At 59.1% G+C, this 26,794-nt stretch carries 24 protein-coding genes and 1 pseudogene; 11 read left to right on the top strand and 14 right to left on the bottom strand.

Annotation, left to right across the window (positions count from 1 at the left end; genetic code table 11):
- The first annotated feature begins 56 nt into the window (after window positions 1-56).
- The 3 genes and pseudogenes from EOL43_RS09030 (at window position 57) to EOL43_RS09035 (ending at window position 1,937) form a co-directional block, all read left to right on the top strand.
- Window positions 57-1,183 (top strand): IS3 family transposase gene (locus EOL43_RS09030; RefSeq protein WP_133487742.1). Its coding sequence is split into 2 segments (ribosomal slippage): window positions 57-321 and window positions 321-1,183, totalling 1,128 coding nucleotides; the frame shifts between segments, so codons are not numbered across the junction.
- 46 nt (window positions 1,184-1,229) lie between these two features.
- Window positions 1,230-1,454: pseudogene (locus EOL43_RS15610) on the top strand (DUF6626 family protein); the annotation flags it as partial.
- A gap of 120 nt (window positions 1,455-1,574) precedes the next feature.
- Window positions 1,575-1,937 carry a hypothetical protein gene (locus EOL43_RS09035; RefSeq protein ID WP_133487744.1) on the top strand — a complete coding sequence of 121 codons (363 nt, stop codon included), beginning with the start codon at window positions 1,575-1,577 and terminating at the stop codon, window positions 1,935-1,937.
- A 358-nt stretch (window positions 1,938-2,295) separates the two neighbouring features.
- On the opposite strand, the gene EOL43_RS09040 is transcribed toward EOL43_RS09035, so the two are convergent.
- Window positions 2,296-3,428, bottom strand: a protein-coding gene (locus tag EOL43_RS09040) for an IS3 family transposase (RefSeq protein ID WP_420867508.1) whose coding sequence is annotated in 2 segments (ribosomal slippage) — window positions 2,296-3,161 and window positions 3,161-3,428 — 1,134 coding nt in all. Because the reading frame shifts where the segments join, the coding sequence is not laid out codon by codon here.
- A gap of 575 nt (window positions 3,429-4,003) precedes the next feature.
- On the opposite strand from EOL43_RS09040, the gene EOL43_RS09045 reads away from it, so the two are divergent.
- From EOL43_RS09045 to EOL43_RS09055, 3 genes are read left to right on the top strand one after another with little or no spacing between them, the layout of a single operon-like run.
- Complete coding sequence (locus EOL43_RS09045; RefSeq protein WP_133487900.1) at window positions 4,004-4,537, top strand: tetratricopeptide repeat protein; 534 nt, start codon at window positions 4,004-4,006, stop codon at window positions 4,535-4,537.
- Between the two features lie 30 nt (window positions 4,538-4,567).
- Window positions 4,568-5,434 (top strand): tetratricopeptide repeat protein, encoded by an 867-nt coding sequence (locus EOL43_RS09050; RefSeq protein WP_133487746.1) that lies wholly within the window; start codon window positions 4,568-4,570, stop codon window positions 5,432-5,434.
- A 5-nt stretch (window positions 5,435-5,439) separates the two neighbouring features.
- A complete protein-coding gene (locus EOL43_RS09055; protein WP_133487748.1) occupies window positions 5,440-5,940 on the top strand; it encodes an A24 family peptidase in 501 nt (166 codons plus the stop codon).
- 80 nt (window positions 5,941-6,020) lie between these two features.
- On the opposite strand, the gene EOL43_RS09060 is transcribed toward EOL43_RS09055, so the two are convergent.
- Window positions 6,021-7,709, bottom strand: a complete 1,689-nt coding sequence (locus EOL43_RS09060; protein WP_133487750.1) for a hypothetical protein — start codon at window positions 7,707-7,709, stop codon at window positions 6,021-6,023.
- A gap of 126 nt (window positions 7,710-7,835) precedes the next feature.
- On the opposite strand from EOL43_RS09060, the gene EOL43_RS09065 reads away from it, so the two are divergent.
- Window positions 7,836-9,149 (top strand): ATPase, encoded by a 1,314-nt coding sequence (locus tag EOL43_RS09065; protein ID WP_133487752.1) that lies wholly within the window; start codon window positions 7,836-7,838, stop codon window positions 9,147-9,149.
- 89 nt (window positions 9,150-9,238) lie between these two features.
- Here EOL43_RS09065 and EOL43_RS09070 read toward each other — a convergent pair whose 3' ends face one another.
- The gene (locus EOL43_RS09070; RefSeq protein ID WP_133487754.1) at window positions 9,239-9,733 is read right to left on the bottom strand and encodes a DUF4405 domain-containing protein; all 495 of its coding nucleotides are present in this window, start codon (window positions 9,731-9,733) and stop codon (window positions 9,239-9,241) included.
- Window positions 9,734-9,838: 105 nt separating this feature from the next.
- Between EOL43_RS09070 and EOL43_RS09075 the strand changes: the two genes are divergently transcribed.
- The 4 genes from EOL43_RS09075 (at window position 9,839) to EOL43_RS09090 (ending at window position 14,330) form a co-directional block, all read left to right on the top strand.
- On the top strand, window positions 9,839-12,286 hold the full coding sequence (locus tag EOL43_RS09075) for a ligase-associated DNA damage response DEXH box helicase (protein WP_133487756.1): 2,448 nt from the start codon (window positions 9,839-9,841) through the stop codon (window positions 12,284-12,286).
- A gap of 15 nt (window positions 12,287-12,301) precedes the next feature.
- On the top strand, window positions 12,302-12,967 hold the full coding sequence (pdeM, locus tag EOL43_RS09080; RefSeq protein WP_133487758.1) for a ligase-associated DNA damage response endonuclease PdeM: 666 nt from the start codon (window positions 12,302-12,304) through the stop codon (window positions 12,965-12,967).
- 76 nt (window positions 12,968-13,043) lie between these two features.
- Window positions 13,044-13,478, top strand: a complete 435-nt coding sequence (locus EOL43_RS09085; RefSeq protein ID WP_133487902.1) for a PaaI family thioesterase — start codon at window positions 13,044-13,046, stop codon at window positions 13,476-13,478.
- Window positions 13,479-13,535: 57 nt separating this feature from the next.
- Window positions 13,536-14,330, top strand: coding sequence for a crotonase/enoyl-CoA hydratase family protein (locus EOL43_RS09090; RefSeq protein WP_133487761.1), 795 nt, complete (start codon window positions 13,536-13,538; stop codon window positions 14,328-14,330).
- 78 nt (window positions 14,331-14,408) lie between these two features.
- Here EOL43_RS09090 and EOL43_RS09095 read toward each other — a convergent pair whose 3' ends face one another.
- From EOL43_RS09095 to EOL43_RS09145, 11 genes are all read right to left on the bottom strand, one after another.
- The gene (locus EOL43_RS09095) at window positions 14,409-14,900 is read right to left on the bottom strand and encodes a DUF695 domain-containing protein (RefSeq protein WP_133487763.1); all 492 of its coding nucleotides are present in this window, start codon (window positions 14,898-14,900) and stop codon (window positions 14,409-14,411) included.
- A gap of 170 nt (window positions 14,901-15,070) precedes the next feature.
- Entirely contained in the window at window positions 15,071-15,961 is an 891-nt protein-coding gene (folD, locus tag EOL43_RS09100; RefSeq protein ID WP_133487765.1) for a bifunctional methylenetetrahydrofolate dehydrogenase/methenyltetrahydrofolate cyclohydrolase FolD, read from the bottom strand.
- 17 nt (window positions 15,962-15,978) lie between these two features.
- On the bottom strand, window positions 15,979-16,872 hold the full coding sequence (locus tag EOL43_RS09105) for a bifunctional 5,10-methylenetetrahydrofolate dehydrogenase/5,10-methenyltetrahydrofolate cyclohydrolase (protein WP_133487767.1): 894 nt from the start codon (window positions 16,870-16,872) through the stop codon (window positions 15,979-15,981).
- A gap of 76 nt (window positions 16,873-16,948) precedes the next feature.
- The gene (locus EOL43_RS09110; protein ID WP_133487769.1) at window positions 16,949-18,625 is read right to left on the bottom strand and encodes a formate--tetrahydrofolate ligase; all 1,677 of its coding nucleotides are present in this window, start codon (window positions 18,623-18,625) and stop codon (window positions 16,949-16,951) included.
- A 212-nt stretch (window positions 18,626-18,837) separates the two neighbouring features.
- Window positions 18,838-19,425: an MOSC domain-containing protein gene (locus tag EOL43_RS09115; RefSeq protein WP_133487771.1), complete on the bottom strand. Its 588-nt coding sequence runs from the start codon at window positions 19,423-19,425 to the stop codon at window positions 18,838-18,840.
- 113 nt (window positions 19,426-19,538) lie between these two features.
- On the bottom strand, window positions 19,539-21,455 hold the full coding sequence (ftsH, locus tag EOL43_RS09120; RefSeq protein ID WP_133487773.1) for an ATP-dependent zinc metalloprotease FtsH: 1,917 nt from the start codon (window positions 21,453-21,455) through the stop codon (window positions 19,539-19,541).
- 88 nt (window positions 21,456-21,543) lie between these two features.
- Window positions 21,544-22,782, bottom strand: coding sequence for a tRNA lysidine(34) synthetase TilS (tilS, locus tag EOL43_RS09125; RefSeq protein WP_133487775.1), 1,239 nt, complete (start codon window positions 22,780-22,782; stop codon window positions 21,544-21,546).
- Window positions 22,779-23,612 carry a tol-pal system protein YbgF gene (gene ybgF, locus EOL43_RS09130; protein WP_133487777.1) on the bottom strand — a complete coding sequence of 278 codons (834 nt, stop codon included), beginning with the start codon at window positions 23,610-23,612 and terminating at the stop codon, window positions 22,779-22,781. Before ybgF ends, tilS begins: the two co-directional genes overlap by 4 nt.
- Window positions 23,613-23,639: 27 nt before the next feature.
- Entirely contained in the window at window positions 23,640-24,143 is a 504-nt protein-coding gene (gene pal, locus EOL43_RS09135; RefSeq protein WP_133487779.1) for a peptidoglycan-associated lipoprotein Pal, read from the bottom strand.
- Window positions 24,144-24,256: 113 nt separating this feature from the next.
- Window positions 24,257-25,573, bottom strand: coding sequence for a Tol-Pal system beta propeller repeat protein TolB (gene tolB / locus EOL43_RS09140; RefSeq protein WP_420867510.1), 1,317 nt, complete (start codon window positions 25,571-25,573; stop codon window positions 24,257-24,259).
- A 194-nt stretch (window positions 25,574-25,767) separates the two neighbouring features.
- Window positions 25,768-26,793, bottom strand: a complete 1,026-nt coding sequence (locus EOL43_RS09145) for an energy transducer TonB (protein ID WP_133487781.1) — start codon at window positions 26,791-26,793, stop codon at window positions 25,768-25,770.
- Window position 26,794: the final 1 nt, after the last annotated feature.

The following is a 26,794-nucleotide window of genomic DNA, read 5'->3' on the forward strand; positions in this document are numbered from 1 at the left end:
TGAGCCTCCCCAACTGAACTGGTCCGCCCCTATGTTTAGGAAACGGAGGACCAAGAATGGCAAACAAGCGACCGAAGCCCGAAGAGATCGTCTCGAAATTACGGCAGGTTGAGGTGTTGATGGGGCAAGGCATGTCGCGTCTGGATGCAATCAGACAGATCGGTGTTGTTGAACAAACCTATTATCGCTGGCGAAAGAAATACGGTGGAATGGGCGTAGATCAATTGAAAGAGCTGAAGCGGCTTCAGAAGGAAAATGAACGGCTCAGAAGAGCTGTATCGGATTTGACGTTGGACAAATTGATCCTGAAGGAAGCGGCTCGGGGAAACTTCTGAGCCCCGCTCGTCGCCGGGCCTGCATTGATCATGTACGCAGCCAGTTCAAAATCTCTGAGCGCCGAGCCTGCCGCGTGTTGGGACAACATCGTTCGACACAAAGGCATGTTCCCCGAGGTCGCCCAGACGAAGACAGGCTGGTTGCGGATATGATTGAATTGGCTCGTCAGTTTGGTCGATACGGGTATCGTCGGATTGCCGCTTTGCTGAGAGATGCAGGCTGGTCTGTCAGCGATGGTCGTGTTGAACGACTATGGCGACGAGAGGGGCTGAAGGTTCCAGCGAAACAACCAAAGAAGGGACGGCTCTGGCTGAATGATGGATCATGCGTAAGGCTGCGGCCTGAGTACCGCAACCATGTCTGGTCCTATGACTTCGTTCATTGCCGAACAGATGATGGCAAGGTCTTCCGCACGCTGAACATTCTTGATGAGCACAGCCGTGAATGCCTGGCAATCAAGGTGCAGCGCAAATTGAACTCTGCAGATGTCATCGACGCCCTGACGGATCTGTTCATCCTACGCGGTGCGCCGAAGTACATACGCTCCGACAATGGCCCAGAATTTGTTGCTAAGGCTGTTCGGGATTGGATCACTGCAGTTGGTGCAAAGACAGCCTACATCGAGCCAGGATCACCCTGGGAGAATGGATATTGCGAAAGCTTCAATGGGCGGATGAGAGATGAACTGCTCAATGGTGAGGTATTCTACAGTCTGCGCGAAGCCCAAATACTGATCGAGGAATGGAGGAAACACTACAACACAAAAAGGCCCCACAGTGCATTGGGCTACAAACCACCAGCTCCCGAAACCATCATACCGATGGATCAGAGGCCAACGATGCACTAACAATCAAACTGGACCAGTCAGATGAGGCTGCTCAGGGCGCAGTGAGGGCTATATCCGCGTGCTACGCTATCACAACACCGAACCTAGTGTGGGCACGCTGAGCATCTGCTCAAGTAAGCTTGGGTATTATGCAGCGCGATTGGCGGCTAGTGATCAGCAAGATCATCAAGCATGGGGTGAGCGTTTGGCAAACCTTAAGGCACTTTGTGACACGGCCATAGCTACGCAAGCAGAAGCCGTGTGGCGCGCGCCAGAACGGATGGCAGTATGATCCGCTATCCGAAACGGGTTTTGCAGCCGCAAAAATCTGCGCTGCGGTTTTTTATAGGGAAGTACTTATGCTTTTGGGGTGGCCTTTTACTACCCCCGCTCGCCTTAATTGGTGATACGCATGACTGACCGCGAGGAACTACGCCGACTGATAGATGTGATTGAGAAGGCTTCAGGTAGCGTTCAGCTGGATCAAGCCATTGAAGACATTAAGGTCTTTGCCAACACCACAAGCTTCTTGGCCAACAAGCTTGAGACACGCCTCAAAGGTGGCGACGTCAAAGCCAAGAAACAGCCAAAGTCACGTATTGGCAAAGCCATTGCAGCTCCACCTGTTGCAAAGTCGAATGTGCCAAGTCAACAACAGGTGGGGCCAGACGCTGCGGGTGGTGGCATGCCCTCAGCTACATCAACTGCAACATCTCAGGCGGACTTTGATCGCCTTAAGCCGCAAGGCACCCAGGGACCCATATCCGGCAGCTGAACATTGTGGCGTCATACACCGCCTGTACGCAGGCTGTAGGGCCCAGGGTATGCTGCTTTGCTGCCAGTGTAGCGAGCAACTAGGGTTACTGCGCTACGCTGCGTTTTGAGCTTAGATCACACAAATACGGATCACAGTGTGTCAGCTGCTTTTTGGTTGCTCAAAGCATCTACAGGCATAGTTCAAATGCAGAGCCACATCTTTGTGCCTCACAAACACTGAGGGCGACCCGAAGGCCGCCCTACTGTGTTGTTTGTGTTTGACGCTGTGTTTAGCTCTTCTCTCTATGTGTCTGTTTGAAGTGGTCCTGCTTTTTAGGACAGGCTTGCGGCTCTGCTAAGATGCATCTGTTTTATTTTCATGCCGCGTTTCGTGTTTCACTTTGTTCGAAGTATGCCGCGTCAGGCGTGCGCTTGTCGAGGGCGGTGTGAGGGCGTTCGCTGTTGTAGAACCCCATCCAGTCATCGATGATCCGCTTGGCATGAAAGCCGTTATCGATTTCGTGCAAATAGACCGCCTCCTGCTTCAGGGATCGCCAGAGCCGCTCGATGAAGATGTTGTCCAGATAGCGGCCACGCCCATCCATAGAGATTTTGATATCGGCCTTCGTCAGCGTCTTAATCCAATCCGAGCCCGTGTATTGGCTACCCTGATCTGTGTTCATGATCTCCGGCGTGCCAAACTTGTGGATGGCCTCGTTCAGTGCCTCAACGCAGAAGTCCGCCTCCAGAGTATTCGAGATGGGCCAGGACAAAACCTTTCGCGTGTGCCGATCCATAATGGCAACAAGATACAGGAAGCCGCTCTTCACTGGAATGTAGGTAATGTCGCTGCACCAAACTTGGTTCGGACGCTCCACCCGCAGACCTCTCAGCAGATAGGGATAGGTCTTGTGCCCTTTCGTCGGCCTGCTGGTGTTGGACTCTTGGTAGATCGGCATCAGCCCCATAAGGGGCATCAGGCGGCGTATCCGTTTCTCGTTCACCAAATGGCCGTCGTTGCGCAAATGCCAAGTCATCTGGCGGACACCGAAGAACGGCGTCTCGAGAAACTGCTCATCAATCCGCCGCATCAGGCCAAGGTTCTGCTCCGTCTCGCCCTTAGGCTTGTAATAGAATGACGAGCGCGAGATCGACAGCAACCTGCATTGCTGCCCAATGGACAAAGTGGAATTGTTCGGCTCAATCATGTCGCGCCTCACTTGCCGGTCCACGGTTTGAGCTTTCGTGACAAAAAATCGTTGGCCACAGCCAGCTCCCCGATCTTGGCGTGCAATTCTTTCACCTGCTCTTCGTCGATCTCGGGGGTTTTCCTGCTGCCGCGCTCGAACACGCCAGACGCACCTTCCAGCAACGCCCGCTTCCATTGATGGATCATCGTTGGATGAACCCCGAACCGGCTCGCCAGATCGGCCACCGTCTGCTCACCCTTCAGCGCTTCAAGCGCTACCTTCGCCTTGAACTCAGGCGAATGCTGCTTCCGTTTCGACATCTCTGATCTCCTTCTCGTCGAAGATCAGCAGACAACAAATCGTAGCTTACGTCAGTGTCCGAATTTCGGGGGGCAGCTCACTTCGGCGGTGACAAAGCCATTCTGAAACAACGCGAAAGGATCAAACGTAAGACAATCGAAACCCGGCGCTTGCATAACTGCAAGAACGCCGCATAATCTAACCAACAAGATGAGCCAAACTCTTCTAGTTCAGGGAGCCATTTCTTCCAACGACGGACAGTCAAATACTATGGGTGCTAGGCGTGAGTTAAATGATTGTTACTTCGCTTTTTCTATTTTTCATGTCAGCGGTTGGATTGACAATAGTGTTATGGCTATTTCGTTTGACGCAGAAACTCTATGCGATTTTTGGCTTGATTGCTGTTGGAACATATTTTGTCTGGCGTTTTAATTTTTATAAAGGGCGGCGCAATATTGGACCACGGTAGCGCCGCCNACGCCACTTCCGGTACGGAAAGGAACATCCTGTGATCCAGCGCCCTGCCCTTCCGAAGCACACCGGCTTGCGCGCAGCCTTGGGGCGTGTCGGCATGCTGACCGTGGTCGCCTCGGCCATGGTGCTGGCCGGGTGTCAAACCAACTCCACCGGCTTCGGGCGCGCGCCTGACAGCCCCTACGCCCCCGGCACATATGGCACGCTGGAAGACTCGGTCGACGGGTTGATCGTCGGTCACCGCCTGACGGCAGCGGGCGAACATGAGCTTGCGCTGAAGGCCTATAAGCGGGCGGCCGTCGAACACGGGTTCACCGTCGACGTCCTGTCAGCCCTTGGGTCCGCGAATTTGCAACTTGGTCGGCTGGGACAAGCCGAGAAGCTGTTGCGCAGGGCCACTCAGGTGGATGTGAACTTTGCGCCGGCTTGGAACAATTTAGGCGTTGTGCTGATGGAAACTGGCCAAGTCAGCGAAGCGGTCCGTGCTTTCGAGATCGCATTTGGCCTAGATCGTGGCCAATCTGCCGAAATTCGAGAGAATTTGCGCCTAGCGCTCGCCAATCAAGGCAATCCGGACTATGATCCAGCCAATAATGATACATTTTCGCTGGTTCGGAGAGGCTCGGGTGACTACCTGCTACTGTCCGAAATCTAGACGGAGAGACGAGCAGTAAAGGACGCGAACATGCGCCACTCCACTCTACTTGTGCTTTGCGTAAGCAGCGCCTTGGCCCTATCGGCATGTCAAAAAACCAAGGGTGAAGGTGAAGACGTCGCACGTGCGATGGCTGATCTGAATGTCATCGATGAAAGTAACCTGAACGACATCATGTTGACGGTCGGAGACGCTGACGAAGCCGCAGCCTATTTCCGCAGCGCCGTTCAGCAGAACCCTGATCGCATTGATCTTCAACGTGGCCTTGGACAATCGCTTGTCCGCGCCAAGCGCCCGTCGGAAGCCGTTGGTGCCTGGAAGAAGGTCGTATCACTTCCCGGCGCCACCAACGAAGACCGTGTCTCGTTGGCGGATGCACTGATCCGTGCAGGGGATTGGGAGCAAGCCGAGGCCGAGCTGGACAAGATCCCGCCGACACACGAAACATTCCGTCGCTACCGACTGGAGGCGATGATTGCTGACAGCAATGAAGAATGGAAGAAAGCCGACAGCTTCTATGAGACCGCGGTTGGCCTGACGACGAACCCGGCGACCGTTCTGAACAACTGGGGTTATTCCAAGCTGACGCGCGCAGACTATAAAGGCGCAGAAGATCTGTTCAGCCAGTCCCTCAGCTATGATGCCAAGCGCTTCACCACCAAGAACAACCTGATCCTGGCACGCGGCGCGCAGCGCAAGTATGACCTGCCCGTCATCTCGATGACCCAGATCGAACGCGCGCAGCTTCTGCATACGCTGGCACTGTCCGCGATCAAGCAAGGCGATGTGACCATCGGGAAAGGTCTGCTGCAGGAAGCGATCGACACCCATCCACAGCATTTCGAGGCCGCGGCACGCGCGCTTGAAGCTTTGGAAAATAACGTCTCCAACGGGTAAGGCGCATGCACATAACCCTGACACAATGGGCAGCGATGCTGTTCCTGCCCCTCGCCCTTCCGGTGTCCGCTTGGGTGATGTGGTCGGACATGTCCCGCATGAAGATCCCCAACAAGGCCGTCATGGTCTTGTTGATCGGTTTTGCTGTTCTGGGCTTCTTTGCCTTGGACCTGACCGCCTATCTGTGGCGGTGGTCGCATTTTGCAGTCATTCTTGTCCTTGGATTTCTGATGAATGCGGCACGCATGCTGGGGGCTGGCGATGCCAAGTTTGCAGCAGCCATTGCGCCCTTCGTCGCCGTACAGGACACATTCCTTGTGGCGACCATCTTTGCCGCAATGATCGTTATCGGGTTCACGGTGCACAGAATTCTGCGCCGCATCAAACCCTTGCGAGAGATGACGCCGGATTGGGAAAGCTGGTCACGTCGCGACTATCCGATGGGATTAAGCATCTGCCTGACATTCCTGACCTATCTGATTTGTGGTCTACTCTACGGCGCTTAACATCCAGCCTACACAACAAAAGAAACCCGCAGCTGTCGGCTGCGGGTTTTTCTTTTCTATCTTCAACGTAAACGGCCGCTCTACGAGGTTTCGTCCTCGGTATCGGCTTTGCGCTCAACCGGCTCGGCCTTTTCCCCGGGCAAGGCGTAGAGCGTATATAGCTCGGTCCGGCGTACCTCGGTCACCCTGTCTGCCCAGCTTTGTGCAGAGATGTCATCAAGGATGGCCTTGCGTGTTGGGGCCGACAAGGGGCACTTGGGCACCAGCAGATAATCCGCGTTCTCGATCCCCGACAAGTCGCCATAGTACCAAGGCGCACCGCGCTTCAGAGGCGCCAGCTCGGCGTAGAGCCAATAGCTGGACAGAAGGTCTGCTGTAAACAGCGCAGCACCCTCGCCGCCGTCCCAACTGGCGATGTCATTGGCAACGGTCTCAAACCATCCGACCAGCCCCAATTCCAGCGTACAATAGGCCATGTCTTCGCCTTGGAAGGTGACCTCCAGCTTATCCCGATCCGTATACTCGGCATATTGTGCAAACGCCGTGCCCTCGCCATCCATCGCCGCACGGAAGTCCAGCTGGAAAGCACGCGGAGCAAATGTCTGAAGGTCCTCATGCGGGCCGGAACCGGGCATCAAGGGCTCGTACTTCTCGACATCCGTGGCCAGATGACGCAACGGGCTTGCCGTCAAGTTCATGAAGCTTGGTGTGGCAAGCGCCAGTGCTGCAATGGCGCACAGCGTTACCGATTGCCGCAGCTCCCAGCCAAATCCGTTTCGAAGTCCCGCATCAGGAAGTCGCGCAAACAGCAGCAGGCCCAGAAGCCACAACCACTGGGGATCATTGCCGAAATTCTGGTAGGTCACATAGAAGAAGGCAGGTGCCAGCAGCAACAGCATCAGCCCCTCGGGCTTGCGATCAGCTTGCCGCATCAGAACCACCGACACCAGAATGATCAGGGACCCCCCGATATAGGCGGGCGCGCTGACTACATAGCCGAAATCGCGCCCCGGCTGGGGACGCACTTCGGATCCAGCGACGTTCAGAAGATCCTGCAGATAGGCCAACCAGAAGATTGGCGTCCCAACTGCCAGCGTTGCCAATCCAGCAGCAACGACCCCGCTGATGACCGCCCAGAGCACGGTGCGCCCTGCCCCACGTGCCAACAACCCGATCAGAACCGGAAAGAAGAATGCCGCGAAATACGTCACTTTGATCAGCGCCATCACGACCATCATCGTGCTGACCACCACCCCGTCAGAGATGGACGCGCTGCGGGTGCCGCTTGACGGGATCATGGCGACCGTGATGGCCAAGAAGGCCGCAGCCCAAGCCCAGCGATTGTAGTGCATCGAGACCGAGACCGCGTCCACGGCCTCGCCATGGACCAGCGCCACGCAGAAAATCAGGATTGTCGCCGCAAACAGATAGGTCCAGCCACCCGAGAACCGGCTTCTTGCCACCCACCAGATGAAAGGAAACAGCGCCAAGGCCACAAGATATTGGCCTGCCAAAATCGCCTGCCCGGCACCAAATCCAACTTTCAGGAAGACGACAATGGGCGCGAAGGCCAAGATGCCGATCGGGGTGACGAAATCGAAATGCGGCCAGTCCCCGCCCTGCATCCGAAACAACATTTGCAGCAGGTGCAGCGTGTCCCCTTCGTGCTTTCCGATAAAGAACCCGCCTTTCAAAAAGGTCAGGGTTGCATACGCCGCCAGAAGAACGGCCATGAAGACCGCCAAAATCTTACCACTATTTGCGCTCATCCCTGCCCTCATTTTTTTGTAGCCAGATTAGCGTCAATGTATTCTCTGGCAAGGCTTTGTAAGCTATACAGGTGCATATATACACGGATTAATGGAATAATCTGAACGAATGATCGGGCAAAGAAAATGAATGTGCAACAGGCTGATATGATTGCGCCTCCGGGCCTGAAAACTGCAAGCGACCTTGGTCTGACCACGGTGATGATGCGGGACATCCTGCTGAAGACCATGTTCCGCACCAATCTGGAACGGATCACCGATCTGGAGCGTGTCCTGTGCGTGCCCGCCCGCGTGGTGCAAGAGCTGATCGACATGGGGCGTGAGCTCAGCCTGATCGAGGCGATGGGGACCATGCATGCCGGCGCGCAAAGCTCGGAAATGGGATACCGTCTGTCCGATACCGGCAAGGCGCGCGCGCTGGATGCGCTGTCGCAGTCCGAATATTTCGGAGCCATGCCCGTCCCGATGGAAGTCTACGCCAAGCAGGTGAAACGCCAGTCGATCCGCAACATCACCATGACCCGCGATCAGCTGACCGGCGCGATGGGACATCTGATCCTGCCCGACAACCTGCTGGACCAGCTTGGGCCCGCTGTTGGCTCGGGACGTTCGATCCTGATGTATGGCCCGCCCGGCAACGGCAAGTCCTCGATCTCGAACGGGATCCGGGATGCGCTGGGGGACAAAATCTATGTTCCGAAAGCGATCGAGTATTCGGGCCAGATCATCACCGTTTATGACCCGATTGTGCATTCCTCGGCCGAAGAGGATTTCGACAACCCGGATTCGCTGCGCCGTAAGGCCCGGAAATACGACCGCCGCTATGTGCTGTGTGACCGCCCGACTGTGATCACCGGCGGTGAACTGTCGCTGGACATGCTGGACCTTGTCTATAACCCCACGGCGCGGACCTACACCGCCTCGCTCCAGCTGAAATCCACTGGCGGCGTTTTCATCGTGGACGACCTTGGACGTCAGGCTGAACCGCCGCAGGCGCTGGTCAACCGCTGGATTGTTCCGCTGGAAGAAAACAAGGACATCTTGGCCCTGCAATCGGGCGAGAAGTTCGAGGTCCCCTTCGACACGTTGGTCATCTTCTCGACCAACTTCCACCCGAACAAGATCTTCGATAGGGCGGCACTGCGCCGGATCTTCTATAAGATCAAGATCGACGGCCCGGACCAAGAAGACTATCTGAAGATCTTTGCCATGGTCGCGAAGAAGCGGAAGATGCCCCTGTCGCAAGAGGCCCTGATCCACCTTCTGAAGAACAAGTACCCGCTGATTGACAACGTCTATGCGAACTATCAGCCGATCTTCCTGATCGACCAGATGATCTCGATCTGCGAATTCGAAGGCATTCCCAACCAGATGTCGCCGGAACTGATCGACAGGGCGTGGGAAAACATGTTCGTCAAAGAAGAAGAGATCATTCACTAAGCGAATGACGATTAACCGGGCGGGCTCTGCATGTCAGATCCCGCCCGATTTTCTTTGCCGGTCAGGGACGGAACCGGCAAATTCTGGGGTCAGTGATCCTCGCCGGATGCGAACAACGCTGACATGGCTGCGGATTGCAGGCCGAAATCTCCTCCGGTGGCGTCCGCAAGGCTTTGCCCCGGCTGCAACTCAACGCCTGCTTCGGACAAGAGCATTCGGCCCTCTTGCAGGTCATGCCCGGACAGGGCCATCAGCGTCGCCTCGTCGGCCTGTGTCACAGCCATCACCATGCTGCGAATGGGTGGCTCGCCCGCGCCGCCGATTGGTAGCATCGTCGCGACGGTCAACGCGGCCCCAACACCCATGATCCACATCGCCAGCGGGCGTTTGAAATAGGTGGTCAGCGCGCGCCAGTTCAGCAGGATATGCGCCCCGACACCAATCAGCATCAACCACCCTGCCCATTCATGAATCACCTTCCCCAACATGGTGTTCATGTGGAAAAACATCAGCGTGCCCGTCACGCCCATCACAAGAAATGATCCCACCGTCAGTGGCGTGGCCCATTTGCGCAGTGTCGACATCGTATTACTCCTTTGGTCGTCATGGGTAATACGAATGTCCCGCGATTTTCCGTCGTGCCGAAAAGAGCAATTTCACCTCGCCTTAGAATTTTCTATTCTGCCAGCATGACGTCCCTTCCCGCCGCGTTTCAAAGCTGGTTCACCGACCGCAACTGGTCGCCGCATCCGCATCAGGTTCAGATGCTGGAGCGCGCACGGGATCCTGCATTGATGCTGATCGCGCCGACGGGTGGTGGTAAGACACTTGCAGGTTTCCTGCCTAGCTTGGTTGAACTCGGCACCAATCCTGCACCGGGTTTGCATACACTCTACATCTCGCCCCTGAAGGCGCTGGCGGCAGATATGCGGCGCAACCTGACCACGCCAATCAGCGACATGGGCCTGCCCATCCGGGTCGAGGACCGCTCGGGCGACACTTCGCAGACCCGCAAGAAAGCCCAACGCGCCGACCCGCCACACATCCTGCTGACCACGCCGGAAAGCCTGGCCTTGCTACTAAGCTACGAGGACGCACCGCGCATCTTCGCGGGCTTGAAGCGCGTTGTGGTCGACGAGCTACACGCGTTGGCAGAAAGCAAACGGGGCGACCAGCTGATGCTGTGCCTCTCCCGCCTGCAGGCAATGTGTCCGGGTCTGCGGCGTGTGGGGCTGTCCGCAACGGTCGAGGATCCCCCCGCGCTTGCCCGCTTCGTCGCGCCCCACCCCGCCCCCTGTCACATCATCCATGCCGACCCCGGCCCGGACCCGGACATTGGCATGCTGACCACCGACACCCCGCCCCCATGGTCGGGCGGCGGCGGGCGCTATGCCATCCCAGAGGTGCTGCTGCAGGTCGCTCAGCACAAAACGACGCTCATCTTCCACAACACCCGCGCACAGGCCGAGATCTTCTTTCACGAGCTGTGGTTGGCCAACACGGATGGCTTGCCTATCGGCATCCACCACGGCTCGCTCGCGCTGGAACAACGTAAGAAGGTCGAGGCCGCGATGGTCGCGGGCCAGCTGCGTGCGGTGGTCTGTACCGGGTCGCTGGATCTGGGGCTGGACTGGGGTGACGTGGATCTGGTCATTCAGGTCGGAGCCCCCAAGAACGTAAAGCGTCTGGTGCAACGTATCGGCCGCGCCAATCACCGCTATAACGCGCCATCAAAAGCACTGATCCTGCCCGCCAACCGCTGGGAGGTGATTGAATGCCACGCCGCGATCGAGGCGGTGCTCGCCCATGATCTGGACGGAGACCCCCGCGGCCCCGGCCCGCTCGATGTGCTCTGCCAGCATATCCTGATCACCGCCTGCGCCGCCCCTTTCGATGCGGACGCCTTGTTCACGGAAGTCACCGGCGCTGGCCCCTACCGCGCCCTAACCCGCGTGCAATTTGACGACTGTCTGGAGTTTGTCGCGACCGGCGGCTATGCCCTGCGCGCCTATGACCGCTGGCAACGCCTGATGCAGCGCACGGACGGGCTGTGGCGGCTGCGCGATCCGCGACTTGCCCAGCAAGTGCGCATGAATATCGGCACGATCATCGACACAGATACATTGAAAGTGCGGATGAAGGGGCGGTCTGGGGCGTCCGCAGGTAAGCCCTTGGGCGAGGTCGAGGAAAGCTTCGCCGCGTCTCTGACCCCCGGCGACACTTTCCTGATGGGCGGGAACATTGTCCGGTTCGAAAGCCTGCGCGAGATGGAGGTGCAAGTCAGCCGCGACCGGGGCCGCAAGCCGAAGCTCGCTGTATTCTCGGGGACGAAATTCGCCACCTCAACACAGCTCTCTGTCCGCATCCTGGACCTGCTCCATCGTCCCACCCTGCCCGACCTGCCCCGGCATACGTTGGACTGGATCCGCCTGCAGGCACAGGTCAGCCATCTGCCCCGCACGGGCCGCATCCTTGTCGAAAGCTTTGACCACGACGACCGCGCTCATACCTGCATCTACGGCTTTGCCGGCAAGAACGCGCAGCAAACGCTGGGCCTGATGGTCACCCGCCAAATGGAGGAGCTGGGCCTCGGCCCGCTTGGCTTCGTCGCCACGGATTACGCCACGCTGATCTGGTCCATTGCCCATGTGACGGACCCAGCGCAGGTGCTGAATGCAGATCAGTTGCAAGACGGGCTTGAGGGCTGGCTGGCCGACAATGCGCTGATGAAACGCAGCTTCAAGGGCGCGGCCACCATCGCCGGGTTGATCACCCGTAACTTGCCCGGCAAACGGTCATCTGGGCGGCAAGCGACGTTTTCCTCCGACATCCTCTATGACACTTTGCGCAAATACGATCCGGACCACCTGCTGCTCCAGATCACCCGGACCGAGGCGATGCGCGGCCTGATCGGCTTTGGCCGCATTGACGAGATGCTGGAGCGCACACAGGGCCGCATCGACCACGTTGTCACCGATCAGGTCACCCCCTTCGCCGCCCCTCTGTTCCTTGAGGTGGGCAAAGTGCCCGTCGACGGCGCTGGCCGCGAGGCGCTTCTTCAGGCCGAAGCCGACCGCCTGATGGAGCAATCCGGCCTTGCCACCCTGATCGCAACTGGCCAGAACGCCGATGGATAAAGCGGACAGGAACCCATGACTCAAGGCTTTCACTTCACCTTTGCAGGCACGCAACTGACCTTTCTGCCCTCAGGCGCATTGTGGTGGGCTGAACGCGCGCTCCTCTGCGTCTCGGACCTGCATCTGGGCAAATCCGAACGGATCGTCCGCCGCTCGGGCGATATGCTGCCGCCGTATGAAACACGCGACACGCTGGGGCGGTTGGAAGAGGATTTGCGCCACACCAACGCCTCCACCGTCGTCTGCCTTGGCGACAGTTTTGACGACCTGCTAGCCGCACAAAACCTGCCCGAAGACGAAATACTGTGGATCACCCGCCTAATGGCTGGCCGCCGCTGGATCTGGATCGAGGGCAACCACGACCCCGGTCCGGTCGAGTTCGGGGGAACACATCTGGCCGAACTCCACGAGCCCCCCCTGACCTTCCGCCACATCGCGCACAAGGACACCAGCGGCGAGATCTCGGGCCACTTCCACCCCAAAGCGCGGCTTCAACTACGTGGCGGTGGTGTCAGCCGCCCCTGCATGCTGGTTGACGCCAACCGCGTGATCCTGCCCGCTTATGGGACGTATACGGGCGGGTTGCGCTCGGACGATGCCGCCCTGTCGGGTCTGATGCGCGATGATGCGATCGCGGTCCTCACAGGCTCCCCACCCCGACCCATTCCGATGCCTCGCTAACCTATGACGTGGCGTTTTGATATCGCGGTCGCCTTCCGGGGCTATGCTGATCGCGAAAGGAACCGCCATGACCGACTTGTCCCCTGACACCGAAATTCGCCTGCGCGACAGCTTTGCGGCTCAGTCCCTGATGACATTTGCAGGCGCCGAGGTAGAAAGCTGCGCCTATGGGACATTTCGCATCACCAGCCCCATCCATGATGACATGCGCCAGCAGCATGATTTCGGCCACGCGGCGCTGACCTTCGCCTTGGGCGACACGGCGGCGGGCTATGCCGCGATGTCCGTCATGCGCCCGGACCAAGAAGTGCTGACGGCCGAGATGAAAATCCAGCTCCTCGCGCCCGCAAAAGGCCAGCGCCTGATCGCCGAGGGTCGCATTATCAAAGCCGGACGCCGCCTGATCCCGGTCGAGGCTGACGTTTGGGCCGAGGACGGCGACAAGACCACCCACATCGCGCGACTGATCGGAACGATGGTGCCCGTCGACATCCCGGTTGCCGCGACGTGAGACTTGCGCGCCCATGACCTGACGGCGCAAAGTGCATTGAACACAAAGGATAAAATCATGTCAGACCGCGTTTCCATCACCGAAGAAAACCAAGTCGCCACCGTCACCCTGACCCGCGCAGACAAGCGAAATGCGCTGGATCTGGACATGATCCGTGCCATCGTGGATGCGGGCGAAACCCTTGCCGCGCGCAAAGACATCCGCGCCGTGGTGCTGACCGGTGACGGGCCCGCGTTTTCTGCTGGGCTGGACCTGAACGCCATGCCCAAGATCGCCCAATACGCGATGCAGGGCGGCGTGTTTCTGGAACGCACGCATGGGAACTCGAACCTCTTCCAAGCCGCCAGCATGGTCTGGGCCGAGATGCCTCAGCCCGTGATCGCCGCTGTGCATGGCTATGCGTTCGGCGGCGCCTTCCAGATCATGCTGGGCGCAGACATGCGCATCGCCGCCCCCGACACGCGGTTTTCGATCATGGAGGGCCGCTGGGGCATCATCCCCGACATGGGCGGCATGGTCCTGATGCGCCGCTTGGCGCGGGGCGACGTGATCCGCAAACTGACCTACTCCGCCGAGCAATTCGAGGCCCCCGCGGCGCTGGATTGGGGCTTTGTGACCGAAATCTCTGACACGCCTCTGGACCGCGCCCACGCCATCGCCGCCGAGATCGCCTCGAAATCCCCCGACGCCATCCGCGCCGCCAAAGCCCTGATCCGCGACACCGAATTGACGGGTGTTCGCGACACGCTGATTGCCGAAAGCAAAGCGCAAGAAAAGCTGATGGGCACGCCCAATCAGATGGAGGCCGTGATGGCCGGGATGCAGAAGCGGAAGGCGGAGTTTAAGGATTGAGGGGAAAGTGTGTGCTAGATCTATAAAGTATGTTTTTTAGCAAATCTAATCTAGTGAATCAAAACCTGTGATGGGAATTTAGTTGCCATCCCCAATGGCATTTGAGAACAAATACAAGAACGCACTTGCATCATTCCATTCCGGATCGTGTTGCATTTCGTAGGCCCAATCGCGCCGCCAGTCCTCATTCCCAAGCAGGGTTTGAAGTGTGCTATCTGCTCTATCAGGATCGTGAACATGAAAGATGAGTTCTCTAGTACCAGCCCAAGTACTTCTTGCGACGAATAGAGTATTGATCGAGCCAAACTCAGTTAGAGAACCAAGTACTGCCGCTTCGATCTTATCGCTGATACTATTCAGTATTTCTTGCTCGCCCACAGTGGGCATCTCGTTCTCCGCGAAAACGGAATAGCTGACCTTGATCGACAGCCTCCACGGGAAGATTTCGAGATGTGGAAAATTCAGTAACGCACCATTCACAACGACGACAGCCGGCAAGCCACCACGTGAAGTGTTGAGCAAAGAAAAAACTGGTTCCGGCAATTCGAGTTGAATGTTGTCTTCGGTCAAAACTCTATCTCAGCTTTCGGAAATACGACGAAACTCTAGCATGCAAACATTCCGCTTTTGAAGGATATCAACAACCAAGCAAACGGAAACGTTGTGTACTGCTTCGTTATCCCAACAAAAAACGGCGCCAAGTTCCCCTGACGCCGCTTCAATTCTCTTAAACCCTCAGGTTACGCTGTCAGCCCATCCGGCTCGGCCAAGCCGTTGGCGCGGCAGCAGGCGGTCAGGGTGTTGGCCAGAAGGCAGGCGATGGTCATTGGGCCGACGCCGCCGGGCACGGGCGTAATGGCCCCTGCCACTTTCGAGGCGCTCTCAAAGTCCACGTCGCCGACCAGCTTGTTCTTGCCGTCACGCTCGATGCGGTTGATGCCCACATCGATCACGGTGGCACCTTCGCGGATCCAGTCTCCGGGCACCATTTCCGGGCGGCCCACGGCGGCAACCACGATGTCCGCGCCGCGCACGACCTCGGGCAGGTCTTTGGTGCGGCTATGTGCGATGGTGACGGTGCAGCTGTCGCCCAGCAGCAGTTGCGCCATCGGCTTGCCCACGATGTTCGAGCGGCCAATCACAACAGCGTTCAGGCCGGACAGCGAGCCATGGTGGTCGCGCAGCATCATCAGGCAGCCCAGCGGCGTGCAGGGCACCATCGACTTCTGACCGGTGCCCAGAAGGCCCACATTCGAGATGTGGAAGCCGTCTACGTCCTTGGCCGGGTCGATCGAGTTGATCACAAGGTCTTCGTTCAGGTGACCGGGCAGCGGCAGCTGGACCAGAATGCCGTGTACGGCGGGGTCGTTGTTCAGCTTGTCGATCAGCGCCAGAAGATCCTCTTCCGAGGTGTCAGCGTCCAGCTTGTGCTCATAGCTGTTCATGCCCACTTCAACGGTCTGCTTGCCCTTCGAGCGGACATAGACCTGAGACGCGGGATCTTCGCCCACCAGCACCACGGCCAGACCCGGCGTGATGCCGTTTTCTTCTTTCAAGCGGGTCACGTGACCCGCGACCTTCTCGCGGACAGTTGCGGCAAACGCCTTGCCATCAATGATCTGAGCCGTCATCACGCTCTCCTTACCAGTCAGTCAAATTCGGAACGCGCATAGGCGTCACGATAGTGATTCATCTGCATTTCCGTTGCCAATACCGCGTTGGACATCAGGGTCGCAACCGTCACGGGGCCAACGCCGCCGGGAACAGGGGTAATCCAACCGGCAACTTGGCTGCAGCTTTCGAAATCCGCGTCGCCCACGGTCTTGCCGTCAACGCGGTTGATGCCGATGTCGATCACCGCGCAGCCGGGTTTCAACATCTCGCCGGTCACCAGACCGGGCTTGCCCACGGCGACGAAGACCGCGTCCGCAGCGCGACTATGCATCGCGACCGAGCGGGTCATGTGGTGACACACGGTCACGGTCGCGCCCAGCCCCATCAGCAGGAAGGCGATGGGTTTGCCGACGATTTCCGAGTGGCCGATCACGGTGACGTTCAGCCCTTCCATGTCCAAGGGTAACGTTTTCAGGATTTCCACAGCGGCCACAGCCGTACAGGGCCCCAGCGCCAGATCGTTATAAACGATGTTGCCGATGGACGCGGGGTGCATGCCTTCCACGTCTTTCAGCGGATGGACCAGCTTTTGCAGGGTCTTCACCGGAATATGGTCCGGCAGCGGACGCTGAATGATAATGCCGTTCACGCGCGGGTCTGCGTTCAGGCCTTGGATGATACCTGTCAGCTGCTCAAGCGAGGTTTCGGCCGGATAGTTGCGCGCCTCGAACTCGACCCCGGCGCTTTCCGCCGATTTCTGTTGGTTGCGGACGTAAAGCTCGGCTGCGGCGACGTCACCGACGGACAGCGAGACAAGCTTGGGCGACCAGCCCTGTTCCGTCAGTTCAGCTGCGCGGACGGCCACATCTTTGCGCATATCGGCAGCAATGGCCTTGCCGTCGATCAGAGTGGCAGTGTTGCCAATCATGGCCTCTCCTTCTTCGCGGGAATTTTGGGGGTCTTAAAAGTGAAGGGCGGGATATCCCCGCCCTTCGTTATCCTGCTTAGAACAGGCCTTCGATTTCGCCTTCGGCGTTCAGGCCGATGGACAGAGCCGCAGGTTTGCGCGGCAGGCCCGGCATGGTCATGATGTCGCCGCAGACGACAACGATGAAGCCAGCACCAGCCGACAGGCGAACCTCACGCACCGGAACCGAGTGGCCGGTGGGTGCGCCGCGCAGCGACGGGTCGGTCGAGAACGAGTACTGGGTTTTCGCCATGCAGACCGGCAGATCGCCGTAACCGGCTTCTTCCCAGTCACGCAGTTGGTTGCGCACTTTAGCGTCGGCCAGAACTTCGTCCGCACGGTAGATGCGCTTGGCGATGGTCTCGATCTTCTCGAACAGCGGCATTTCGTCCGGATAGATCGGAGCGAAGGCGGCAACGTCAGCATCTGCGATTTCGGCAACGCGGGTGGCCAGATCAGCCGAGCCTTCCGAACCCAGTTCCCAGTGACGCGACACGATGGCTTCGGCACCGTGACCGTCCACGTAGTCTTTCACCGCGGCAACCTCGGCATCGGTGTCGTTGACGAAGTGGTTGATGGCAACCACAACCGGCACACCGAAGCCCTTCAGGTTCTCGATGTGGCGACCCAGGTTGTCACAACCGTTTTGTACGGCCTCGACGTTTTCAGCGCCCAGATCAGCCTTGGCAACGCCGCCGTTCATCTTCATGGCGCGCACAGTGGCAACCAGAACAACAACCGACGGAGCGATGCCTGCCTTGCGGCACTTGATGTTCATGAACTTCTCGGCGCCAAGGTCGGCACCAAAGCCAGCTTCGGTCACAACGTAGTCGGCCAGTTTCAGCGCGGTTTTGGTTGCGATGACCGAGTTACAGCCGTGTGCGATGTTGGCGAACGGGCCGCCATGTACGAAGGCCGGGTTGTTTTCCAGCGTCTGCACCAGGTTCGGCTGCATGGCGTCCTTCAGCAGAACGGTCATTGCGCCGTCTGCACCGATGTCACGGCAGTAGATGGCTTTACGCTCGCGGGTGTAGGCCACGATGATGTCACCCAGACGTTTCTGCAGGTCCTGCAGATCGTTGGCCAGACACAGGATCGCCATGACTTCCGACGCCACGGTGATGTCGTAACCGGTTTGACGCGGGAAGCCGTTGGCAACGCCGCCCAGCGAACACACGATGTCACGCAGAGCACGGTCGTTCATGTCGACCACGCGGCGCCACGCCACGCGACGCTCGTCGATTTCCAGCTCGTTACCCCAGTAGATGTGGTTGTCGATCATGGCCGACAGCAGCGAGTGCGCCGAGGTGATGGCGTGGAAGTCACCGGTGAAGTGCAGGTTCATCTCTTCCATCGGAACAACTTGAGCGTAACCACCACCAGCAGCACCACCCTTCATACCGAAGTTCGGACCCAGCGATGCTTCGCGGATACAGACCATGGCGTTCTTGCCAATGCGGTTCAGACCGTCGCCCAGACCTACGGTGGTGGTGGTTTTACCCTCACCAGCGGGGGTCGGGTTGATCGCGGTCACAAGGATCAGCTTGCCGTCCTCTTTGGACTGGACCGAGTTGATGAACTCCTGGCTGACCTTGGCTTTGTCGTGGCCATAGGGCAGCAGGTGTTCGGTCGGAATGCCCAGCTTATCGCCGATTTCCTGAATCGGGCGTTTTTTCGCTTCGCGGGCGATTTCGATGTCAGATTTATAGCTCATGGCAGATCCTTCAGAAACGAGAGCATGTTCAAGGCAGCTGCATCCCTGTTAGCGCTGCAGCCAAATATCTTCCTCTGCATAACGATCCTAAAACCGACTCACAGGGTGAAATCCGACATGTTTGCCGCCGATTTCGTCGGATCATTGACGCGACGTTTCTGATCCGCAACGAAGGTTCCGAAACAGCACGAAGATCTTTGCATTTGTTACGGTCAGCCCTGCGTTGGCTTCCAAGCCGGTTGGTCCGGCACGAACAGGCGCAACTGATCCCCTGTTTTCAAGGCGCCTGCGTGCTCAACCCACGCCGTCACCCCCCGTTTTCCTTGCGCAGCCTGTTTGTAGCCAATGCCATGTCCGGGCATGGCGCGCTCGACCTCGCGACCTGTGATGTTGCAGGGACGGTTTTCCATGTCGATTACAAGGCAAGTGCCATTTTCCGACATCAGACGCGATGATGGGGGCACATGGGTAAAGTCGGGAATACCTTCAACAATCAGGGATGCGCCAAGCCACGCGGGGTCAAGTGCATCCAGATCCAACGTCTTCGCAACCTCTGCCAGTTCTTCGGCAGACAGAATCGAGATCTGCCGCGTGTTTCGGATCTCGGTCCCCTGCGGGTATTGGTTCGTCACCCGGGGACAAGACGCGCGCATCAGTCCCGAACGCGCTTCGCCGACAAACCCGTCATACGTCACATCAACCACATCGCGCGCTTCGCTGCGCAGGGTGGCATCACGATCCGGCGTGACCCCAAGCCACGTGATCGTTGCAATATAGTCGGTGGGGACCAAGGCAGGCATGGGTACTCCTATCGTTTTCAGGCACCCTGCCCGTTCGTGCCGGCCGTCGCAAATCACAGCTTGTGTCGACCTGAAAGAAAAACCCCAGAGCGTCGCTCTGGGGTTTTGGTGTTTTATGCGGTGGGTTCCGGTTCCATCCCGCCATCGTCAGACGATTTCTTGCGCGGTTTGGTTTTCGGGATCGCGGCGACCGACGGGGCGTTGCCTTCGTCCGGCGTGTCATCGTCGTCGGATGCATGGGGCGGTTCGCCCTTCATCACGCGCTCGATTTCCGGGCCGGTCAGGGTTTCGTATTCCAACAGACCCTGAGCAAGGTTTTCCCACTCCTGTTCGTGCTCTTTCAGAAGCTTGAACGCCGTTTCATAGCCGTTCTGGATGAAGCCTTTGACCTCTTCCTCGATCAGCTCTTTGGTATGCGCCGAGACAGAGAAGCCAGCGGTGTTGCCCTGATAGCCTTCATGCGCTTCGGCATAGTCGATGTTGCCGACCTTGTCGGACATGCCCCAGCGCATCACCATGGCGCGCGCCAGACCCGATGCCTGCTGGATATCCCCAGCCGGACCGTTCGAGACATTGTCTTCGCCATACTTGATGATTTCGGCAGCCTTGCCCGCCATGGTCATGGCCAGCTTTTCTTCGCATTCCGACTTGTGCCAGTTCAGGCGGTCGATTTCCGGCAGGGACACAACCATCCCCAGCGCACCACCGCGCGGAATGATGGTCGCCTTATAGACCGGATCACATTGCGGCAACTTCAGGCCAACCACAGCGTGACCGGCCTCGTGATAGGCGGTCTTCTCTTTCTGATCATCGGTCAAAACCATGGACCGACGCTCGGCCCCCATCATGACCTTGTCTTTCGCGTTCTCGAAATCTTCCATGGTCACGAAACGACGCCCCACACGGGCAGCCATCAGCGCAGCCTCGTTCACGAGGTTCGCCAGATCAGCACCCGAGAAGCCCGGCGTACCACGCGCGATGATGCGCATGTCAGCATCGGGGCCCAACGGCACCTTGCGGGCATGAACGCCCAGAATTTTCTCGCGGCCTTTGATGTCGGGATTCGGCACGGTGACCTGACGGTCAAAACGGCCGGGGCGCAGCAGCGCCGGGTCCAAAACGTCACGACGGTTGGTCGCGGCCAGAATGATCACGCCTTCATTGGCTTCAAAGCCGTCCATCTCGACCAGCAGCTGGTTGAGCGTCTGTTCACGTTCGTCATTGCCGCCGCCATAGCCTGCGCCACGCGACCGGCCCACGGCGTCGATCTCGTCGATGAAAACGATACAGGGTGCGTTTTTCTTGGCCTGTTCGAACATGTCGCGGACACGGGAAGCACCCACACCGACGAACATCTCAACAAAGTCAGAACCCGAAATAGTGAAGAAGGGCACACCTGCCTCGCCTGCAATCGCACGCGCCAAGAGCGTCTTACCCGTGCCCGGAGGGCCAACAAGCAGCGCACCTTTGGGGATCTGACCGCCAAGGCGGCTGAACTTCTGCGGGTTGCGCAGGAATTCCACGATCTCTTCCAGCTCTTCCTTGGCTTCATCAATGCCTGCCACATCGTCAAAGGTCACACGACCTTCGCGCTCGGTCAGCATCTTGGCTTTCGATTTGCCAAAGCCCATGGCACCGCCGCCCCCGCGACCTTGCATCCGGTTCATCATGAAGAACCAGAAGCCGATCAGCAGAGCCACCGGCAAAAGCAGCGTTACAAGGCTCATGAAGCCCGATTGCTGCTGCGCTTCGGCGGTCACCTCGACGCCCTCGGCGATCAGGAACTGCGTAACTTCCGCATCACGCGGCGCGATGGTTTGATAAATCTTGCCGTCGCCAGCCTGATAGATCAGCTTTTCGCCATCAATCGTGACGGATTTTACATTGTCGCCCTCAACGGCGGCGATAAACTCCGAATAAGTTGCCTGAGACGATGCAAGCCCAGACTGACCGTTCGAGAACAGGTTGAACAAGGCCAGGATGAGCACGAAGAGCACAATCCAGAAGGCGAAATTTCTCGCGTTGCCCAAGGGGGATCTCCTTTAGATGCCATAGCGACGGGACGCCAAGCGGAACGCTTAACGCCGTGTTCTTAAAATAGGGATGATTGGCCGAGGTTCAATGCGATAAAATCGCCTTTAGGAAATCGGCCTTGCTTGGCCCGGTCAGGGTGACGCCATCGCACAAAAAACCAGCAGCGGGTGCGGCCATCAGTTGATCGCCGTCAAAGAGCGCGGGTGTGGCCATCAGACGGCTGCGGGGCTGGCCGGTTTCGCGCCAGTTGGGGCAATCCGAAATCGCCTCGCCCAAGGCGCGCACTTGTGTATTTGCAGGCCCGGTCAGCCCCCAGCGCCCATCCCAAACCGCGCCGGGATATGCGGTTTCAGAGCGAACGGCATTCAGCTCGCGCCCAATTGCGATCTGCCCGGCTATCAGGTCCAGCGTACAGCCTGACAAGGTGCGGCGTTTCCCGTCCAGCACTTGCGCCTCGACCTCTTTCAACGCGTCATAGCGCGGGCGATAAGCCGCACCCGAGACAAAACGGATTGCAGCGGACAGCAGGCGATGGCGGGTTTCGGTGGGAAGAGCCACATAGGCTGCGGCGTCGAAAACAACATCCCCTAACTCAACTTCGGCGCAGGCTTCCGCGGCTTCAATCGCCGCCTGCGACAACGCCTTACGTGCCTCGGCCATACGAAGGGCTGTGCCAACCAGCCGGTCGCGGTCCAAGCCAAGCCGTGCCAGATCCTCCATCGCCTTACGTACCCGAACACGCTCAAAGCGGGTATCGGTGTTCGAAGGGTCGTCAATCCACCCCACCCCACGGTCGGTCAGAACCTGCCGCAATCCCTCACGACTTGCTGCCAGCACCGGGCGCAGCCAGCGCATATCTTGCGCCACCCAGTCATCTTGCATTGCAGACAGTCCGTCTACGCCCGAGCCGCGCGCCAGACGCATCACGAAGGTTTCAGCCTGATCATCGGCAGTATGGGCGACAGCCACAGCATCCAGATCGCATTGCAGTGCCCATTTACCCAGCAGGTCATAACGGGCCGTGCGCCCCGCGTTTTGGACGTTCCCGCTAGGTGCCCCCGCCCATGTCAGCGTGTCATGGGGCAGCCCAAGCTCGGCACAGCGCGCGGCGACCCAGCTGGCCTCCGCGGCTGCTTCAGGTCGCAACCCATGGTCCACCGTTGCCACCTGCAGCTTAGCCCCGGTCCCCTTGGCCCAGTCGGCCGCCAAGATCATCATCGCCATGCTATCGCTGCCGCCAGACACCGCCAGCCCAAGACGCGAAACGGGCCCGCGCTGGCGGGCCCGGTCCAAGGCAATTTCGAATGTCTGCGCGGGCGTCACGGACAGCTCAGCGCCTGACGCGCGGCTTGCGCATCGGCCACCGCTGGCGCGCCGGGGAAACGCTTGCCGACTTCTGCCAGCGTGGCACAGGCTTCGTTCACCTGTCCAAGCTCGCCCAGCGAAAAGCCCAGACGATATAGTGCATCCGGTGCGCGGTCGCTGTTGGGCGCCCCCGAGAACGCGTTCAGATAGGCCCGTGCGGCATTCTTCACATCGCCCGTTCCGGTCAAAGCTTCGCCGCGCTGGAAATGCGCCTCCGATGTCAGCGGACTGCCCGGGTAGTTCTCGATAAACTGCGTATAGAGCGTCGCAGCCTGCGCGAAGTCACCCGCTTCCAGCGCCCCACCAGCGGCGTCAAAGTCCTGTTGTTCGCCCACTGCAAGCTCGGTCGCCGGGGATGTTGGCGCGATAGGTGCCGTCACCGGACCTTCCGGTGCAACCCCGCCCCCAAGGGTCGAGGTTTCGCCCAGTTGGGAAATATCCCCACCTTCCAGCTCGACCAGACGGAACTCCAGATCGCCAATGCGGTTGGTGCCGTCTTTCACGATCGAGTTGATACGAAACTCCAGCTGTTCGGTCTTCGAGGTCAGGCGCGACAGCTCGCCTTCAATGGCCGCCATGCGCTGAGACAGGCTGCCCACGCCGGTGGTCACATTTGCGCCCCCGGTGGTCGACAGCTCGGTCTTCAGCTTCTGGATCTCGACATAGAGCACGGTCAGTTCCTGCCGGATATCCGCCAAGGACTGCGCCCGGTCCTGCGCTGACGCCAAAGCGGGCGCACCCGCTAGGACAGCGCCCAGCAACAGTGCTTTCAAAGATCTTGCCACCATGTCTCAGCCCCTCTTTGTCCTGTTGGATCAGCTGGTGATCGCACCCGCAGCCAGCACGGTCACGGCGCGGCGGTTTTTGGAATAGCACAGCTCGTCCGAGCAGATCTCGAGCGGGCGTTCTTTACCATAGCTGACGGTCTGCAAACGGTTCGGCGCGACACCGCGATCAATCAGGAAGTTCTGCACGGCCGAAGCACGACGCGCACCCAGTGCAAGGTTGTATTCACGTGTGCCCTGCTCGTCTGCGTGACCTTCGATCACGGCGGTATAGCTGGTGTTTTCCATCAGCCACGTGGCCTGCTGGGTCAGCACCTGAACGGCTTCCGGGCTGAGCGTCGACTGGTCGACGGCGAACAGAACGCGGTCCCCGATGGTTTGGTTGAAGTAGGCGGGCGAGCGCGGGTCGGACGGGCTGCCTGCCACGAAATCGCCGGAACCACCGCCAAAGCGGCCATTTCCAAAGCGGTCGTTCGAACAGGCCGACACGGCCAATGCGCCCACGAACAGCGCAGTCATCGCAATATGTTTCATGGTCTTTCCTGTATCATTTTGCCCTTTTTGGGCATGCTCTTTCGTATTCTTGCCGGAAGTTTAGCATCTTGCCGGCGGTTTGAAAACAAAGCGCGTTTTGCGCCTGTTTCGGTTTAGTTCAGCAGGGGCGACCACGCGGGGTCGGACGCGGCCCCTTCGGTCAGCACCCGGCGCAGGTTGCGGCCCGTGATGTCCACCGAATAGAGCGACGCCTCGCCCGTTTCGCCCTGGCTTTCTCGGGTAAACATGATCACGCGGCCATTGGGCGACCAGGTCGGTCCTTCGTCGAGGAAAGACGCCGTCAGAAGACGTTCTTCGGACCCGTCGGTGCGCATCACGCCGATATGGAAGCGGCCCGCATTTTGCTTGGTAAACGCAATCAGATCACCACGCGGCGACCAAACCGGGGTGCCATAGCGGCCTTGACCAAAGCTGATCCGCGTCGCCTCGCCGCCCGTGGCGGGCATGACGTAAAGCTGCTGGCTGCCCGAACGGTCGCTTTCAAAGACGATCTTCGATCCATCGGGCGAAAAGCTGGGCGCGGTTTCGATCGACGGGGCTTGGGTCAGACGACGCGCTTGCCCGCTGGCAATGTCCATCGTGTACAAGTCGGTGTTGCCGCCTGCTGACAGTGAATACACCACCGTGCGGCCATCCGGCGAGAAGCGCGGCGCGAAGGTCATGGTGCCCTCTTGGCTGGACAGCACACGGCGGCCAACGGTGGCCACATCCAGCACATATACTTGCGGGAAGCCGGTTTCATAGCTGGTATACAGCACCCGATCCCCTTGCGGCGAGAACCGTGGCGCCAGCACCAGCGCTGAGCTGTCGGTCAGGTACTGCACATTTGCGCCGTCATAATCCATGATCGCCAGACGCTTGCGACGGGCGTTTTTCGGGCCGCTCTCGGCCACGAACACCACACGGCTGTCGAAATATCCGCTCTCGCCGGTGATCCGGCTATAGACAATATCGGCAACCTTGTGCGCCATGCGACGCCAGCCGCCCGCGCCGCCTGAGAACTGCAAACCCTCGCCTAGCGGCTGGCCAGAAAACACGTCGAACACGCGGAATTTCACGTTGATGCTGTCGCCCGAGCTGCTGACCGCGCCGGTGATCAGCGCCTGCGCGTTGATCGCCTTCCAATCGGCATAGGCCACGGGGCTTGAAAAGTTGGTCACGCCCGAGATGAACGCATCCTGCGGGATTTCGCGAAACAGCCCGGTGCTGGCCAGATCCGCCGCAATTACGCGCGAGATCGAACGGGCGAAATCGGATGCACCGCCATCTTCCGCGACAAATTCGGGAATGGCGAAGGGCAAGGGCTCGATAACACCATCGGTGATCTCGATCCGCAGGGGACCGTTGGATTGCGCGGTCGCGGCCATGGGCGTCAGCGCCCCCGCTGCGAGTACCGCACAAGCGGCCATCAGGCACGAGACTTTCTTCAGACCACGTTTCATCTGCTCGGATGTCCTTTTCATTGCGCGACTGCCCCTTTTTGTTTTGCTTAGCTTAGGCATAAATTCAGCACCCCCTTCAACGACGGGGGAAAAATCGGCGGAAACTGGCGCGAAACGGTTCATTTGCACCACTATAGGTGGGACGAAGGGGAGCATCTGCATCACTTGATCCTCATCTTGTCGGGATTGAAGGTCATTTCGATCTCGCGCCACTGGCCATATTTTTCGGCAGGCAGGTCAAAGCCACGCGCGCCACAGCGGATGATGGCGCGGCGGGCGGCTTGGAACGCGGTGTTCGCGGCGGCTTGGTTCGGGCCGTCCCAACTGTCCAGCTTGATCCCCTCGGGCTTGCCCTCGCGGCTCATGGTGACCAGCACGACCACGGTCGTGGACAGCGCATCGGTCGATGAAGACCCGAGGTTCCAGCACTGGCTGACGGCAACACGCAGCCCGTCTTTTTCGCCACGTGTCAGCGGCGGGCCAAGCGGGATATCTTGCTCGGGAGCGTCCTGCGTACCGCCCGCAACTTCGTTGGCCACGGCATTCGCCACGGCATTTGCATCGGCGGCGGGTGTCTCGGCAGGCGTTTCCGGCTGTGCCACCTGTGGACGCGGGCGGTTGGGGCGCGTTTTCGGACGCAGCGAGGTAGCAGGCGCAGCTGAAGGATCTGCTGCAGGCTCTTCCGCCTCGGTTACGATCTCGGTCGTGGCTTCGGGGGGCGCGGCGGGGGTAACCTCTTCCGGTGCAGGGGCCGCTTCAGGGGTCGGCTCGGGCGTCACAGCCTCGACAGGCTCGGGGGCTTCTTCGACCGGGGTCTCGGGTTCCGGTGCAGCCTCGGGTGCCACACGAGGGGCGGCTTCAGGCGGCGCGACTTCAGTGACCTCGGCAGGTTCCTCCACCGGCACGGGCTCGGGTTCAGGCTCGGGTTCCGGTTCCGGCACGGGCTGAGGCTCTGGCTCGGGCGTCGGCTCTGGTTCAGGACGCGGGGCGGGCGCCGGGCTTTCTTCGGGCGCATTGGCCTCGCCTTTCGGGGCACTCAGCGCGGCAAACTCATCCTCTGAGATGAACGAAACATCGGACACCGACACAAGCTCATCGTCGCGGTCCCACTTGAAGACCCCGCCGAAAAGCACCCACAGGATCAGAACCCCATGAGCGGCTGTCGAGATATACAGCCCCTTGCGCATC

The organism is Aliiroseovarius marinus (genome assembly GCF_004360145.1).
Classification (GTDB): domain Bacteria; phylum Pseudomonadota; class Alphaproteobacteria; order Rhodobacterales; family Rhodobacteraceae; genus Aliiroseovarius; species Aliiroseovarius marinus.

Coding starts and splice junctions, on each gene's coding strand:
- EOL43_RS09035 (WP_133487744.1), top strand. CDS start 1,575: ATGACTGACCGCGAGGAACTACGCCGACTGATAGATGTGATTGAGAAG.
- EOL43_RS09045 (WP_133487900.1), top strand. CDS start 4,004: ATGGTGCTGGCCGGGTGTCAAACCAACTCCACCGGCTTCGGGCGCGCG.
- EOL43_RS09050 (WP_133487746.1), top strand. CDS start 4,568: ATGCGCCACTCCACTCTACTTGTGCTTTGCGTAAGCAGCGCCTTGGCC.
- EOL43_RS09055 (WP_133487748.1), top strand. CDS start 5,440: ATGCACATAACCCTGACACAATGGGCAGCGATGCTGTTCCTGCCCCTC.
- EOL43_RS09060 (WP_133487750.1), bottom strand. CDS start 7,709: ATGAGCGCAAATAGTGGTAAGATTTTGGCGGTCTTCATGGCCGTTCTT.
- EOL43_RS09065 (WP_133487752.1), top strand. CDS start 7,836: ATGAATGTGCAACAGGCTGATATGATTGCGCCTCCGGGCCTGAAAACT.
- EOL43_RS09070 (WP_133487754.1), bottom strand. CDS start 9,733: ATGTCGACACTGCGCAAATGGGCCACGCCACTGACGGTGGGATCATTT.
- EOL43_RS09075 (WP_133487756.1), top strand. CDS start 9,839: ATGACGTCCCTTCCCGCCGCGTTTCAAAGCTGGTTCACCGACCGCAAC.
- pdeM (WP_133487758.1), top strand. CDS start 12,302: ATGACTCAAGGCTTTCACTTCACCTTTGCAGGCACGCAACTGACCTTT.
- EOL43_RS09090 (WP_133487761.1), top strand. CDS start 13,536: ATGTCAGACCGCGTTTCCATCACCGAAGAAAACCAAGTCGCCACCGTC.
- folD (WP_133487765.1), bottom strand. CDS start 15,961: ATGACGGCTCAGATCATTGATGGCAAGGCGTTTGCCGCAACTGTCCGC.
- EOL43_RS09105 (WP_133487767.1), bottom strand. CDS start 16,872: ATGATTGGCAACACTGCCACTCTGATCGACGGCAAGGCCATTGCTGCC.
- EOL43_RS09110 (WP_133487769.1), bottom strand. CDS start 18,625: ATGAGCTATAAATCTGACATCGAAATCGCCCGCGAAGCGAAAAAACGC.
- EOL43_RS09115 (WP_133487771.1), bottom strand. CDS start 19,425: ATGCCTGCCTTGGTCCCCACCGACTATATTGCAACGATCACGTGGCTT.
- ybgF (WP_133487777.1), bottom strand. CDS start 23,612: ATGGTGGCAAGATCTTTGAAAGCACTGTTGCTGGGCGCTGTCCTAGCG.
- pal (WP_133487779.1), bottom strand. CDS start 24,143: ATGAAACATATTGCGATGACTGCGCTGTTCGTGGGCGCATTGGCCGTG.
- tolB (WP_420867510.1), bottom strand. CDS start 25,573: ATGGCCGCTTGTGCGGTACTCGCAGCGGGGGCGCTGACGCCCATGGCC.
- EOL43_RS09145 (WP_133487781.1), bottom strand. CDS start 26,793: ATGCGCAAGGGGCTGTATATCTCGACAGCCGCTCATGGGGTTCTGATC.